The sequence below is a fragment of the Gimesia fumaroli genome (genome assembly GCF_007754425.1).
In the GTDB taxonomy this organism is placed as follows: Bacteria; Planctomycetota; Planctomycetia; order Planctomycetales; family Planctomycetaceae; genus Gimesia; species Gimesia fumaroli.
Genome location: NZ_CP037452.1, coordinates 3,759,850 through 3,774,129 on the forward strand (window position 1 = coordinate 3,759,850; position 14,280 = coordinate 3,774,129).

General features: G+C 51.9%; 14 protein-coding genes. 10 read left to right on the plus strand and 4 right to left on the minus strand.

All coding sequences use genetic code 11. The features are described 5' to 3' along the window. Window positions 1-68 precede the first annotated feature (68 nt). The gene (locus tag Enr17x_RS14410) at window positions 69-1,934 is read left to right on the plus strand and encodes an AAA family ATPase (protein ID WP_198001157.1); all 1,866 of its coding nucleotides are present in this window, start codon (window positions 69-71) and stop codon (window positions 1,932-1,934) included. Window positions 1,935-2,008: 74 nt separating this feature from the next. On the opposite strand, the gene galE is transcribed toward Enr17x_RS14410, so the two are convergent. Beyond that, complete coding sequence (gene galE / locus Enr17x_RS14415) at window positions 2,009-3,010, minus strand: UDP-glucose 4-epimerase GalE (RefSeq protein WP_145309848.1); 1,002 nt, start codon at window positions 3,008-3,010, stop codon at window positions 2,009-2,011. 152 nt (window positions 3,011-3,162) lie between these two features. On the opposite strand from galE, the gene Enr17x_RS14420 reads away from it, so the two are divergent. Next, a complete protein-coding gene (locus tag Enr17x_RS14420; protein WP_145309850.1) occupies window positions 3,163-4,602 on the plus strand; it encodes an acyltransferase family protein in 1,440 nt (479 codons plus the stop codon). 110 nt (window positions 4,603-4,712) lie between these two features. Then, window positions 4,713-5,078, plus strand: coding sequence for a preQ(1) synthase (gene queF, locus Enr17x_RS14425; protein WP_145309852.1), 366 nt, complete (start codon window positions 4,713-4,715; stop codon window positions 5,076-5,078). Window positions 5,079-5,084: 6 nt separating this feature from the next. On the opposite strand, the gene Enr17x_RS14430 is transcribed toward queF, so the two are convergent. Beyond that, complete coding sequence (locus Enr17x_RS14430; RefSeq protein WP_232101055.1) at window positions 5,085-5,948, minus strand: GntR family transcriptional regulator; 864 nt, start codon at window positions 5,946-5,948, stop codon at window positions 5,085-5,087. A 692-nt stretch (window positions 5,949-6,640) separates the two neighbouring features. Here Enr17x_RS14430 and Enr17x_RS14435 point away from each other — a divergent pair. The 7 genes from Enr17x_RS14435 to Enr17x_RS14460 all read left to right on the plus strand — a co-directional run bounded on the left by Enr17x_RS14435 (window position 6,641) and on the right by Enr17x_RS14460 (window position 9,327). Beyond that, window positions 6,641-7,093 (plus strand): hypothetical protein, encoded by a 453-nt coding sequence (locus Enr17x_RS14435; RefSeq protein ID WP_145309854.1) that lies wholly within the window; start codon window positions 6,641-6,643, stop codon window positions 7,091-7,093. A 7-nt stretch (window positions 7,094-7,100) separates the two neighbouring features. Then, the gene (locus Enr17x_RS29615; protein ID WP_198001158.1) at window positions 7,101-7,253 is read left to right on the plus strand and encodes a hypothetical protein; all 153 of its coding nucleotides are present in this window, start codon (window positions 7,101-7,103) and stop codon (window positions 7,251-7,253) included. After that, on the plus strand, window positions 7,240-7,728 hold the full coding sequence (locus Enr17x_RS14440) for a hypothetical protein (RefSeq protein ID WP_145309856.1): 489 nt from the start codon (window positions 7,240-7,242) through the stop codon (window positions 7,726-7,728). Before Enr17x_RS29615 ends, Enr17x_RS14440 begins: the two co-directional genes overlap by 14 nt. Further along, entirely contained in the window at window positions 7,725-8,120 is a 396-nt protein-coding gene (locus tag Enr17x_RS14445) for a hypothetical protein (protein ID WP_145309858.1), read from the plus strand. Before Enr17x_RS14440 ends, Enr17x_RS14445 begins: the two co-directional genes overlap by 4 nt. 56 nt (window positions 8,121-8,176) lie before the next feature. Next, window positions 8,177-8,509, plus strand: coding sequence for a YbjQ family protein (locus tag Enr17x_RS14450; protein WP_145309860.1), 333 nt, complete (start codon window positions 8,177-8,179; stop codon window positions 8,507-8,509). 68 nt (window positions 8,510-8,577) lie between these two features. Continuing rightward, the gene (locus tag Enr17x_RS14455) at window positions 8,578-9,000 is read left to right on the plus strand and encodes a hypothetical protein (protein WP_145309862.1); all 423 of its coding nucleotides are present in this window, start codon (window positions 8,578-8,580) and stop codon (window positions 8,998-9,000) included. 39 nt (window positions 9,001-9,039) lie between these two features. Then, a complete protein-coding gene (locus Enr17x_RS14460; RefSeq protein WP_145309864.1) occupies window positions 9,040-9,327 on the plus strand; it encodes a hypothetical protein in 288 nt (95 codons plus the stop codon). 267 nt (window positions 9,328-9,594) lie between these two features. Here Enr17x_RS14460 and Enr17x_RS14465 read toward each other — a convergent pair whose 3' ends face one another. Both Enr17x_RS14465 and Enr17x_RS14470 read right to left on the minus strand, forming a co-directional pair. Beyond that, a complete protein-coding gene (locus Enr17x_RS14465) occupies window positions 9,595-11,055 on the minus strand; it encodes a DUF1501 domain-containing protein (protein WP_145314025.1) in 1,461 nt (486 codons plus the stop codon). A 25-nt stretch (window positions 11,056-11,080) separates the two neighbouring features. Further along, a complete protein-coding gene (locus tag Enr17x_RS14470; RefSeq protein WP_198001159.1) occupies window positions 11,081-14,242 on the minus strand; it encodes a DUF1553 domain-containing protein in 3,162 nt (1,053 codons plus the stop codon). Between the last annotated feature and the right edge of the window lie 38 nt (window positions 14,243-14,280).

The following is a 14,280-nucleotide window of genomic DNA, read 5'->3' on the forward strand; positions in this document are numbered from 1 at the left end:
TCTGGTTTTCTGGGCTGAAGAAGTTTTATCAATTATTCATCAGGAGACCGGAACCGAGGAGAACTTTGATGTCGAAACAGACAAAAAATCTGCAGACCGTTCTCAAGCAATGGCGGGAACGGGATCTGACCAAAGAAGCGGAGACGGGAACACTCTCTCCCGTCTTTCTGATGGACGATCTGGTCTCTGATGTGAGTGACGTGCTGAATGCAGGCCGCTTTCCCATTCTGTATGGTGGGTCGGGTGTGGGGAAATCGTCTGTGTTCCAGAAACTGGTGGCACTGTCCGTCGCCGGTGAAGGACCGGAGATTTTGAAAGAAACGCGCATTTTGAAACTTTCTTTTCGTCGGGTGTTGGCAAGCCTGAAAAAAGAAGATCAACTGCGGGGCGAATTTCAGAAGCTGCTGGAGCTGCTGCTGGAGACGGATGAAAAAATCGTTCCCTTCTTCGCTGATGCGGAAATCATGAACGATTACTATCTGCAACCATTGCTGCAAGCGTACGCCTATCAGACAGAGCGACCGTTACTGGCCGAGGGAAATCGGAACAGTGTGGAAGCGATGTTTGAAAACTATCCGGAACTGGAGAGTCACTTTGTCGCGCTCAAGGTGGAAGAACCCGATTTAGCAACGGCGCGGACAATTGTCCGTCAATGGTCACAGTGTCAGTTACAGACTGAGCGGGTAAAGATTACTGAATCGGCTCAGGATGAAGCGCTGCTGTTGACACACCGGTTTCTTTCGCGACTGAACATGCCTCGCAAGGTCTTGGATCTGTTGAAACAGGTTCAGGTCGTGCGCAGCAAAGCGCGGAAAGTGAATAGCCAGGATGTGATCAACCGGTTTCATCAGGTTTATAAGGTGCCTCTGTCGTTAATCGATCCGAGGCAGAAACTGGATCTGGTGCAGGTGCGCGAACAGTTTGCGCGGGTTGTATTGGGCCAGGATCAGGCGGTAGATGCCGTGGTGCGGATGATTGGTACGGTCAAAGCGGGGTTGAGTGATATTCGCCGTCCTTTAGGGGCGTTCCTGTTTACCGGTCCCACCGGTGTGGGAAAAACGCACATTGCGCAGAAGCTGTCTGAGTACTTACTGGGACGGTCCGAAAGCATGGTGCGACTGAATATGGCGGATTTTCAGTCGGAACATTCGGCGGGGTTATTGTTTGGCGATCCGGATGAATACGCATTATCCAAGCGACAGGGATTGCTGACACAGCGTCTGCAGGGCCAGTCGTTTACGGTATTGTTGCTGGATGAATTCGAAAAATGTGCCCCTTCGGTGCTGGATCGTTTCATGCAGTTGATCGATGAAGGTTGTTTCATCAATGGAACAGGAGAGTCGGTCTCCTGCCGTTCTACGGTAATCATCGCCACGACGAATGCGGGTGCGGAACTGTATCGGAAAAGCCTGATCGGATTTTCTGAAGGTGCTGCTTCCCGTCAGGAAATGGAACTGGCGGTTCACCGTCAGCTTGTCGATCATTTTCGATTCGAGTTTTTGAATCGGTTCGATGAGATTGTCTATTTCCATGCGTTGATTGCTAGCGATATTCGGAAAATTGCCGCCTGTGAATTGCGTCTGCTACAGGATCGGATTGGTTTGAAACGTCATAAGCTAACCATTCAACCCGACCGGGCGATTCTGGACTGGTTGGCGCGAAAAGGTTACGACCCGTATTTCGGAGCGCGGTTCTTGCGACGGACGATTGAGCGATATGTCACGCCGGTGATTGCCGATGTGATTAACTCGCAGTCTCTGGAAAAAGGAACCACGTTAATGCTTTCTTTCGAGCAGCAACGGGTTGTTGTACGATTTGAACAAGAACAGACTGGTGATACCACTGAGCAACAGGCGTTTGTGTTTGCGGGAACTCCTGTTGTGGAGACGAGTCTATCGAGTCGTAAAGAAGAACGGACGGCAACCGCTGTCTGAAACTGCTGATCGCGGCAGGTTATGCTTGGGTGTAACCTGCCGTTATTTTTTCGGCAATATGATACAGGAACGTGTCAATCTGATGTCTCAGTTTGATAACCTTGCGGATGATCACGAAACCAGTTCCAGGCGGTTTGAATGATCGCTTCCAGGGATGTGTATTTCGGAGACCAGCCGAGTTCGCGAGTGATTTTTTCGTTCGAAGCCGCTAATACCGGTGGATCGCCGGGACGACGGGGTTGATACTCAATCGGAATTTCTACGCCGGTCACCTGCTCTGCTGTCTTAATTACGTCGAGCACTGAAAAACCATTGCCGAGGCCGATGTTATAAAACTTCTGTGACTCCGTGGTGAGTGCATCGAGCGCCAATAGATGCGCGGCACAGATATCGTCGACGTGAATATAATCACGAATACAGGTGCCGTCGGCAGTGGGATAATCGTTACCCAGAACGGTGACCTGCGTCTGTTTTCCAAGTGCGGTATTCAGGCAGTTGGGAATCAGATGTGTTTCGGGACGGTGATCTTCACCCAGTGAGCCATCTTCACTGCAGCCGGCGACGTTAAAGTAACGCAGGCCGATGAAACTGAAGTTGGGATAGCTGTGTGCACAGTCTTTGAGGATTTGTTCTATGAACAGCTTTGACCAGCCATAAGGATTGATGGGACGCTGTGGACTCGCTTCGGTGACCGGAATCTGTACGGGGATGCCATACGTGGCACAGGATGAACTGAAAACGATCTGACTAACCCGAGACTGCCGCATGGCGCGTAACAGTGAAATCGTGCCAGCTGTATTGTTGGTGTAGTACGGCAGCGGTTCGGCCACCGATTCCCCGACATAAGCGAGGGCCGCGAAGTGGATCACTTTTTCGATCCGCTGGGACTTCATAATGTCGGTCAACGCTTCGGTCTCAAGCAGATCGAGTTGAAAAAAGGACGCTTGCGCCGGGACGGCACAGCGATGGCCGCGGGAGAGATTATCGATCACACAGACCTTCTGCCCGGAGTCGATCAGCTGCCGCACACAATGGGAGCCGATATAACCTGCTCCCCCCGTCACCAGAATTGTCATGAACGCATTCCCGAAAAAATATAGATAAATCGACTTTGATTGGTGTTTTACTCTGAAACGCAAACAGAGTACCATAACAGCAGGCTTTTCGTGCCCACAGCAGGCATGTTTCTTTTGATACCTTAGCTTTTCTTTCATCATCGGTAAATCAGATGTCGCAAAATACTCCCGATTCAAGCTCGCAAAATCCGGAAACGATCCCGTTGCAGAAGATCCCTGAAAAACCGATCACGCCTCCCCTGGAAACGGGGGAAAAACAGGAACAGAAAAAGAAGCCAAACTCGAACCAGCGGTTGGTTTCACTGGACGCCTATCGCGGATTTGTGATGCTGGCAATGGCGTCCGGCGGTCTGGCGATTGCGAGCGCGATGCGCAATTCACCGGAAATTCTCGATCAATATAACGGGACGCAGTGGGAATCGTCGTGGAAAACCCTCTGGCAGACATTGTCCTATCAACTGAGTCATGTGGAATGGACGGGGACCGCGTTCTGGGATCTCATTCAACCGTCATTCATGTTCATGGTCGGCGTCTCGATGCCCTTCTCGGTCCGAAAACGGAAAGAAAAGGGTGACTCCACACTCCGCATCTGGGGGCATGCGATCTTTCGGGCCGTGCTGCTGGTGGCATTGGGCGTCTTTTTGTCGTCCCAATACAGCCCACAGACCAACTTTACGTTTGCGAATGTCTTGTGCCAGATCGGCCTGGGGTATCTGGTGGTCTTCTTTTATGTGAACCGTTCGTTTGTAACGCAACTCATCGGCGTGGTCACGATTCTGGGCGGCTACTGGTTCTTTTTCTATCAGTACATGCCCGTTGAAGAGGAACTGGCGGCGGTGAAAGCCTATCTCACGGAAGTCAAACACAAAGACGCAGCCGAATGGTCACAGTTTGAAGGGATTGGCAGTGCCTGGAATAAACACACCAACGCGGCGGCCGCCGTTGATCGTCAATTACTGAATCAATTCCCCCGTTATGAAGAACCGTTCCGGGATCAGAAATTCTGGGTGAATAACGGCGGCTATCAGACGCTGAACTTCATTCCGTCGATTGCGACGATGCTGTTTGGTCTAATGGCGGGGCAACTCCTGATTTCGAATCGCATGGAGAAGATGAAAGTCAAATGGCTGCTGCAGGCGGGACTCGTCTGCTTTGTGATATCCATGCTGCTTGATACATCGATCTGGCCAGTGAATATCGAACAGTGGGAATGGCATCTGGTGCCGATAGTCAAACGGATCTGGTCTCCCGGCTGGGCCATCTTCAGTGCGGGCTGGGCCTTCTGGTTCCTGGCGGTCTTCTACTGGATCATTGACGTCAAAGGCTATAAGAAGTGGGCCTTTCCGTTTGTCGTGGTCGGCATGAATTCGATTGCCATGTACTGTATGGCCCAGTTGATTCGACCCTGGGTTCAGAAATCGCTCAAGATTCATTTGACAACCTTGGATGAAGCGACGGGCTGGTCGGTGGCGGGCTCGCTGTTCAGCACGGATTGTCCTTACGCTCCGATCGCGATTTCCGCGACGGTCCTGTTTGTGCTGTGGCTGATCTGTCTGTGGATGTATCTGCAGCGAATCTTTATCAAGATTTGATCTGTTTTGAGGCAAATTGTCGTGCTGGTGCTTGAACGGGCCGCGGAATCCTTATAGAACACGGTCACAAGTTTGTCACGCACCGCTAATTGAAACAGAAACATACGACCATGAGCGAAACCGAATCTCCCCGCGATCTGCTGGAAACGTTTGAGAACCCACACCCGAACCGTGATTACGTCATGGAAACGGTCTGCCCGGAGTTCACCTCTGTCTGTCCCAAGACGGGCCAGCCTGATTTCGGTACATTGATCATCACCTATATTCCGGATGCGGTCTGTTTCGAACTCAAGTCGTTGAAAATGTATCTACAGAGCTACCGCAACGTCGGTGCGTTTTATGAAGACGTGACCAACCGCATTCTGGATGATCTGGTCGCTGTCACCGATCCCCGCTGGATCGAATTGCGAGCCGAGTTCACGCCTCGCGGTGGCATCAGCAGCACAGTTACCGTGACGCATCAGAAAGAAGAATAAACGACTTCAGCGTTTCAATTGCGAGAGCACCGGGTGATTGCTGCGCAGATGCAGTTCGAGTTCTTTGCGGGCCAGCTTCCAGTCTTCATTCAGCAGTGCGTTCAGGATGCGCTGATGCTGCTGGATCTCCTGGATCGCGGCTTTTCGATCATTCGATTCCCAGAGAAACAGCAGATCAAAATAACGGCCATGCCGATCGAAGAAGCTGATGATGTAATAATTGTCCGATTGTTTGATCAGATATTCGTGCAGGCTGTTATCGATCTGCAGCGGTTCCTCAACAGTTTCCGGCACCTGATTTCCGGCGAGAATCTTTTCCAGCACCTGTCTGTCTAGACGCCCCTTTGCCAGATCAAGGGCCTTCAGTTCCAGGCCGACACGGACTTCGATAAAGGCGTCGAGATCATGCTGATTGAAGGACCGCAGCTTCCAGCCCCGCCGCGGCACATGTTCCAGCACGCCATCGCCGGCCAGCCGATTGAATATGTTCCGCAGACTGGTGCGGCTGATGCCGTATTTCTTCGCGGAAGCTGCTTCGCGCAGAAACAGCGATTCCCCGTTCAGGCTCATCGCGAGCAGGTCGTCGGTGATCCGTTTGAAATGATCTTCGGGTGGTGCGGGTTGATGAGACTGAGCCGCGGTCTGAGCGTCGCCAATCTTGTCCTGATTAACGTACAACCGCCGGTTCTTTTCGCGGTAGAGATAGCCCGCTTCGATCAGCTCATTGATGGCATGATAAATGGGGGTGACACTTACCTGGTAATGATCCGAGAGCGCAGCCAGCGTCAACGATTCCGGCGGCAACTCGGCGCGCGACAACCGGGATATCAGATCGGCTTTGATGTAATTAGTAAGTGTCAAAATCTGCATCGGTGTCCCTCGGTCGGATTTCAGTCTCGCCGATCATATATGATATTGGTGACAATGTAAACTAAGGGCGGTTTATAGTATTTTAAATACAGATGATGGCTTTTTATGAGGGAGAACGCGGTCTGAACCGTTTTCTTCTCTGAAAGAATCCCTTTGATCCTATGTTCAGTTTCTGATAGGATATACGCTGTTTCCGTTGGGTAGGATAAATCAAGTGAAAGTAGCACAGACGAGGTGACTTATGAAACGCGTCTTTCTTGAGTGGTGCAGTCTGTTTTGTATTGTATTTTCACTGGTTTGCCTGCTTTTCTGGTCTGTTTCGTTGTTGTCAGATTCAGAGATGTTGGGGCTTTCGTTCGGTAAACAACGTGCCATTGTTCAAACTTTTACGCGTCAGGGAGCTGTGACTTTCTGCGATCACGTGGCAAATCTGGAGATGATCGAATCTGTAAAAAATTCCACATTGTTGGAGCCGACTGCGACCAGAGTTTATGGGATGGATATACCTGGAATCGACTTCAACTTCATTCGATTTGACAACGACTCTTTCGTCTGGTCATTCCGTTGTTCCTTACTCATTCCCTTTGCGCTGCTGATGTTATTGGGGGGGTATTGTTTTCATCGATTTCGTCTTTTGAGAAGAAGTCTGAGCCCTTTCTCAGGGATAGCTGCCTGATCCAGGAGACGAAAGCATGGGTGTTGAGAAAGATAAACCGACTCCGAAATTCAAATCAGCGGTGTTTTTTCTGCTGCGTCTGATCACTGGTTGTACTGCCGGTTATGTGATGGGCTCGTTTATCAGCGGTTTTTTTCGGCTGCAACAGTCGCATGAACTGGTCATGTGGAGCGCAGTCCTGGCAGGGATGGTTCTGGCATCACTGGGCAACGTTCGCATTCCCCTGTTCTGGTTCTGGTTCAGTCTGGTATTTGGCCTGATTTGTATGATCCCGCTCTGTTCTTTTGATACAGACGCAATGCTTTCGAATTCCCGCTACGATTTCCCCCTCGTGATCGTGTATTTCGGGGGCCAGCCATTGATCTGGAAAGTCTTCTTTCTCTTTCTGCATACGACGATTGCACTAACGGTCGCAGGGATCCTCAATACAGCCTGGCCTTTCTGGAAACGGCAGATATTTTCACGGTGAGCTTTTTATGTCTAAATCGGAAACATCATTCAATGTAGAACAGAAAGCTGTTTATCGTGATGAAGTCAAACGGGTTCACGAAGATCGAATTTCTGGTGGTCGTGTTGATCAGTGTGATATTGATCGCAGTTCTGGTTCCTGCATTGATGCAGATACGTGATCCCAACGGACCAAATGGTAGAATGATTCCCGTGACAGCACCGCGTGAGGAAAATCGATTCACCTATCCCGCACGGCCATCTATAATTTTACCGCCAAATTGGGAAATTAAGCATGGTAAGGAGTGGGCAAAATTCCACTCGTTGCTTATTTGGCCTCGATGTAGACTTCGGCGACGTCCATCTTATCTTTCTATTTGGATAGACTCATCTCCACATGAAAATGAAGATCTCTCGGAATTTAAACAGGTCAATATTCAGGGATTTCCAGCTTATGAAAGATTGATCGTCACAAGTAAAGGTTCATTCGATGATCCGGCACAATCTATCTATGATCTCTACATTGATCGGGATGGTGAATGGTGGCATGTTAGCTTTATGGTATCCGACGAAATAATTAAACTGCCACCAATCATGCGCGAGTATATCAACACGATACGTTTCCCGCCTAAAGCTAATGAGGAATCAGAATCATGAGTCAGATTTGGACCTGGACCGATGGCTGGATCTTGATGTCAGTTTATGCAGCGAACCAAAAAACGGACGGCGCACTCAGTGACATTATTGGCGCAGCGGATGCACTTAATCATGCCATTCCCACAGAGCAAGAACTCTCAACGGCGTTGACAAAACTGGCACAGCATGGCGTGATTACTTGTAATGAGAATCAAATCCGGCTCACTTCTGGTTTTCTCGAAAGTATTGAGCGTGCCTACCAGTCAAAAGGGGGACTATTTCAGTCTGCCGAGAAAGGGTTGGAATGGCTCAAGCGAAACGAATTAGTCAAAATCAATGAGAAACCATTCGAGGTTACATTCAACCAGGTGGCATCAGCATCTCAAGAGTACTTAGATAAGCTCGATCACTAAAATGTGACCTTGGATTTGTTAGCTTGAAATAAAAGTCTGAATCAGAAAGAACCCCCATGAGCATGCCGGTTACGACGACGTTTACAATTGAGGGCTACCAGATCAAAGAGTACAAGGGAGTGGTCCGCGGGATCATTGTGCGGGCACCCACGATCGCACAGGGATTTATGGGTGGCTTGAAAAATATTGTGGGAGGTCGGATTGGTGCCTACACCCAGATGTGCGAGCAGGCGCGGCAGCAGGCCTATGATTTACTGTTGGAGCACGCTCGGGAACTGGGGGCGAATGCGATTGTGGGCTTGCGTTACGATGCCTCGGAAGTCGTCAGCAAAGGCTCGGCGACCGAAGTCCTATGTTATGGTACCGCGGTGGTGATTGAGCCTGAGTAATTTTATGGTTTTTTAAGCCGATTAGGTAAACCCTTCTCAACTTTTGAAAATGCTTAGTGGAGTCGTTGATGCGTGAAATAATGATCGGGGGCATGTTGGCTCCCATTGTTCTGGTGATGCCGTATCTGATTTACTTACATTCTCAATACCTCAGATTTAAAAATGAAATCCCCCGGTTTCGAAATGAGGATGATATCCAGAAGTTAAAAAACCTGGCAGCGGCACAGATGCAAGGGACTCCTACGTTATTGAAAATTGTGCATTATTTTCCAGCGCTCATCTGGATTACTGGAATGCTGATGGGGGATTTATACTGGGCGGACTTGTTTTTCTATATTGTGTTACCATATCTGGTGATGGGGGTCTTCTGTATTGTCGCAGGCAGCCCTCCTGTAAAAATTGGACAATTTCCCGTGGAAGACCAGAATCTGGAAACGCAACGAGATCACATTGTTCACGTTTGGCTTCATGAGACGCATCCGGACTGGTAATTTGACCTGAGAAAATCAGAATTATTCCAGAGAATCTCCATGCATAAACACCGGGATGCCAGCCAGCGACTGACGGTTGAATTTTTTCAGATCGAAGCCGACTCGTATCAAAAGATTACACAAATCGTTGTGAATCAGTTTCAGCTGGAACCCGTGGGGGAACTGGTGGTTGGCCCGGATGAACTGTTTCAGGAGTTCCGGCTCCAGAGAAAAGTCATCGGCCTGGAATGGGATTTCTGGTCAGGTTACATTGTGGTCGCGAAAACGAAGTCCGCGGAGAAACTGGTGCGGAAAATCGCGACCTATATTGAATTACATCGATTTTGAGAAAGCCTTCGGGTAGCACCGAATGCAATTCGGTGTTGTCGTGAGACAACGGGAAACTGTCAGGGAATGTCCTTGATTGGTCACAACAGAATGGTTAATGATGCGTAGGGGCTGACCCATGTGTCAGCCCGCCTGTAGGTTTTGTGAATGAATACTCGTTCGATTGGGGCAAAGCAATCATTCCACCGCTTGCAAAAAAACTCATCGACACCAGGGGTCGACACATGGGGCGACCCCTACATTTGCAGATACAGATTTGCAAATCTTTCAGGCGAGGATTTTCTCAATCACGGTCCCGTGCACGTCGGTCAGGCGGTAGTCGCGGCCCTGGTGTTTATAGATCAGGCGTTCGTGGTTGAGGCCCATACAATGCAGGAGTGTGGCATTCAAGTCATGGATGTGGACCGGGTTTTCGGCGATGTTGTAACAGAAATCGTCGGTCGCTCCGTAGGAAAGCCCCGGCTTAATGCCGCCGCCGGCCAGCCACATCGTGAAACAGCGGCCATGATGGTCGCGGCCGTAATCGGTGCTGGTGAGGGTACCCTGGCTGTAGATCGTACGACCGAATTCGCCTCCCCAGACAATCAGGGTATCGTCTAATAAGCCGCGTTGTTTGAGGTCAGTGAGTAAGCCTGCGGTGGGTTGATCGATGTCGCCGCACTGCAGGCGGAGGTCGCTGGGCAAGTTATAATGCTGGTCCCAGCCGCGGTGGTAGAGTTGAATGAACCGCACGCCCCGCTCTGCCATTCGGCGGGCTAACAGACAATTCGCGGCGTACGTGCCCGGTTTGTGGGAGGCTTCGCCGTACAACTGAAAAGTCTGGTCGGTCTCTGCAGAGAGGTCGGTCAGATCGGGAACCGAGGTCTGCATGCGATACGCCATTTCGTATTGCTTGATGCGGGTGCGGATTTCGGGGTCGCGGTACGTTTCGAACTGCCGCTGGTTGAGCTGGTTTAACCCATCCAGCATGCGGCGGCGACTGGCGGCGTCGATACCGGGCGGATTCGAGAGATAGAGCACGGGGTCGCCGCTCTTGCGGAAATTGACCCCCTGATGATTCGAAGGCAGAAAACCGGTGCCCCACAAGCGGGCGTATAAGGGATCGGCGGGCCGGGAGGCACTGCCGTGTGAGATGAGCACGACGAACGCAGGCAAGTTCTGGTTTTCGCTGCCTAAGCCGTAACTCGACCAGGCGCCGAAACTGGGGCGGCCCGGTTGCTGGTGACCGGTCTGCATCAGCGTGACGGCGGGATCGTGATTAATGGCTTCGGTGTGCATCGATTTGATCACGCAGACGTCGTCGATCACTTTAGAAAAGTGTGGCAGTGCGTCGCTGACCCAGGTGCCGCTCTCGCCATGCTGCTGGAAGCGGAATTGATTGGGGGCGGCGATGGGGAACGATTTCTGGTTCGCCGTCATGCCGGTCAGCCGCTGATCGCCGCGAACAGAATCAGGGAGTGACGTCGAATTGAGCACTTTCAGGCGGGGTTTATAGTCGAAGAGTTCCATCTGCGACGGGCCGCCGTGCATGAAGAGATAGATCACCCGCTTGGCTTTGCCCGGAAAATGTGACGGCTGTGTGGAAGCGTTGTTCGACTGGGTTTTATTGGCGAAGAGACCGGGATTCAACAGAGAGCCCAGCGCAGCAGCACCGATGCCGGTCGCGTTCTGGCGGAAGAACTGCCGGCGGGTGAATTCCTGTTGGAGTGCGGTCAGATCGAGTTGCATGCGGATTCCTGTTGCTGGTCGTTGACTACTGTTTGGTGACGGTTTCGTCCATATTGAGAATCGTGCTGGTGACAATCGTCCAGGCCGCCAGTTCAGCTGGGGAAATGGTTTTAGCTACAGACGCATCGCCAACCTGGAGCAGTTTCTCGGCTGCTGCAGGATTGTTTTGAAACATATGTAATTGTTGAATTAAAATTTCGTTTAGGACGTTCTGTTCAAATTTGTCGGGCGTGCGGCTGGTGGTGGCGCGGAACGCGAACTGAATACGTTCGGGTTCTGTGGAATATTTTTTTAACGTTCGTTTTGCGAGGACGCGGGCGGCTTCGAGGTAAGTCGGGTCATTCATCAAGACCAGTGCCTGGAGCGGCGTGTTCGTCCGGGGGCGATTGACCGTGCAGGTTTCGCGCGTCGGGGCGTCGAAAGCCATCAGACCGGGGGGCGGACTCTGACGTTTCCAGAACGTATACAGACTGCGGCGGTACAATCCGTCGCCGGTAGACTGTTGATAAGTGACGTTGCCGTCATAGGAGACCGCTTCCCAGAGACCGGCGGGTTGATACGGTTTGACACTCGGTCCCCCCTGCTTTAAGACAAGCAGACCGCTGATCTGGAGTGCGTTATCGCGGACGGTTTCGGCGTCGAGGCGGAACCGCGGGCCGCGGGCCAGAAGGCGGTTTTCCGGATCGCGTTCGAATAATTCGTCGGTGCCGCGGGAAGATTGCTGATAGGTCGCGGAGAGGACGATCTGTTTGATGAGGTGCTTCACATCCCAGCCGCTTTCCTGGAATTCGACGGCCAGCCAGTCGAGCAGTTCGGGATGGCTGGGCCATTCTCCCTGTGAGCCGAAATCGCCGACCGTTTTGACCAGACCAACGCCGAACATCTGTTGCCAGAGCCGGTTCACATAAACGCGGGCTGTCAGTGGATGTTGAAGGCTGACCAGCCAGCGGGCGAAACCGAGTCGGTTGGCGGGAAGATCACCGTGCAACTCAGGCAAGGCGGCAGGAACGCTGGGGGTGACCTGTTCGCCGTGCTTGTTGTAGACGCCGCGCAGGAGGACAAAGGTCTCGCGGGGTGTTTCGTTTTCCTGCATGATCATCGAGGTGGGGATGTTTTTCTGGTGTGCAGAAAGTTTGCTGCGCATGGTTTGCAGGTCGCGTTCTGCTGTGCGAAATTCCTGAGGGGCGGCGGTGTTGAGGAAATAGTTGCGTAGTGCCTGTTGTTGCTGATTGGTTCGTTTTTCAGCGGGGATGGAAAGTGTGTTGCTCAGGAATTGAAAGTCGGCAAGCTGGCGGGCCTGGTCTGCTGAAAGTGTGCGCTGATATATTCGCACGTCATCAATCGATCCTTTATAAAAGGCACTGGTGCTGCGGCGGCCGATGCGGAATGGTTCGTCAACCGTGATGCTGCCGGTCAAGCTGTCATAGGTTGTGGAAGTGGTCAACGGCGCGCCGTTCAGATAGATGCGAATTCCCGCAGCGGTGGATGAGCCGTCATAAGTGACGAGCAGATGTTGCCATTGTCCGGTTTTGATCATTTCGTCGGTGACGACCTGAATCGCGTTGCTGTTCCATTTGTGAATCAGGTGGACAGCGAGTTTTCCTTTGCGGAGCATAATGTCGAAGCCGCGGAGTTGATTGCGGTCGTCATTTTTAGAGAGCAGGCAGGAAGGCCCACTGGATGCGGGGTTGATCCAGGCGGTGATGGTAAACGGCGTCTCACGATCCAGTGCGAGTGGCGCGCTGCTTTCGAGCAACGTGGTGCCATCGAATTTCACACCCTTCCCGATGAAGGCGGGGATCGTTTTGACTTCACCTACTGGTTTAAAAGCCTCGTTTTGAATGAAATCGTCGAGCGGGTAATGTAGCAGCAACTGATCATGTGCAGGAGGCGTGAGGTCATTGAGCACGCGTTGTTCCCATTCCTGCTGCTGTTTTGCCAGTTCCTGTTCGCGTTGTTTATGTTGCTGCTCCAGCGCTGCCACTTGATCTTTGAGCTGTTGTTCTCGTGCGAGATACTGTTCTGAGGGGATTTTCAGAAGCGGCTTTGCGTTGCCCGCGGTTCTGGTGTTGCCGGTTTCCGGTGTGTTATTGAAGAAGGCGAAGAGTTGATAGAACTCTTTCTGGGAAATGGGATCGTATTTGTGATCGTGACAGCGGGCACAGCCCATCGTCAGGCCCATCCAGACGGTGGATGTGGTGTCGAGACGATCGACGACGTACTCAACGCGGTATTCTTCATCGATGATCCCGGTTTCCTGTGTGGTCATATGATTGCGATTGAAGCCGGTGGCGATGAGCTGGTCTTGCGTCGGGTTCGGCAGCAGATCGCCGGCCAGTTGTTCGATGGTGAATTGATCGAAGGGTTTGTTGTCGTTGAAGGCGTTGATGACCCAGTCCCGCCAGCGCCACATTTGCCATTCGTCGTCGGTGAAATAACCGCTGGTATCGGCGTAGCGGGCGGCGTCGAGCCAGTAGCGGGCGCGGTGCTCGCCAAAATGCGGGGACGCGAGCAGACGGTCGACCAGTTTTTCATACGCATTCGGCGAATCATCATTGAGAAATAGTTCCAGCTCTGCGAGTGTCGGTGGCAGGCCGGTCAGATCGAGCGAAAGACGGCGGCAAAGTGTGGCTTTGTCGGCACGGGGTGACGGTTTGAGGCCTTCCCGTTCCAGACGGGTGAGAACAAAACGGTCGATGGGAGACTGGGGCCAACTTTGCTTTTTGACTGCAGGAAGCTCCAACCGGCGCGGTGGGATGAAGGACCAGTGTTGCTGGTATTCGGCCCCCTGTTCGATCCAGCGCTGGATGAGTGCGATTTGCTGCGAAGAAATTTCTTTCCCCGAATCGACGGGAGGCATTTTGAGGTCGGCATCGGTGGTCAACAGCCGTTTGAGCAGTTCGCTGCTGGCTGGTTGTTTGAGATTGATAATCGTATACCCGTCGCGGGGTTTTGTTACATCTGCCGGATCATCGAGTTGCAGATCGGCTTCGCGGGTGGCGGGATCGGGGCCGTGACAGTGCAGACACTTTTCCGAGAGGATCGGACGGATGTCACGATTGAATTCGATGCGTTCCTGTTTCGCTTTTTCCTCAGCCGTTGTGGTCGATATCGGGGGGCAAAGCATGCCGGCCAGACCGAAGACTAGTAGTAATGGCGTGAACGGTTTCCAAAACAGTTGCGGCATGGACCCACTCTTGACGGGGAAGGAATTCGAACGAGGAC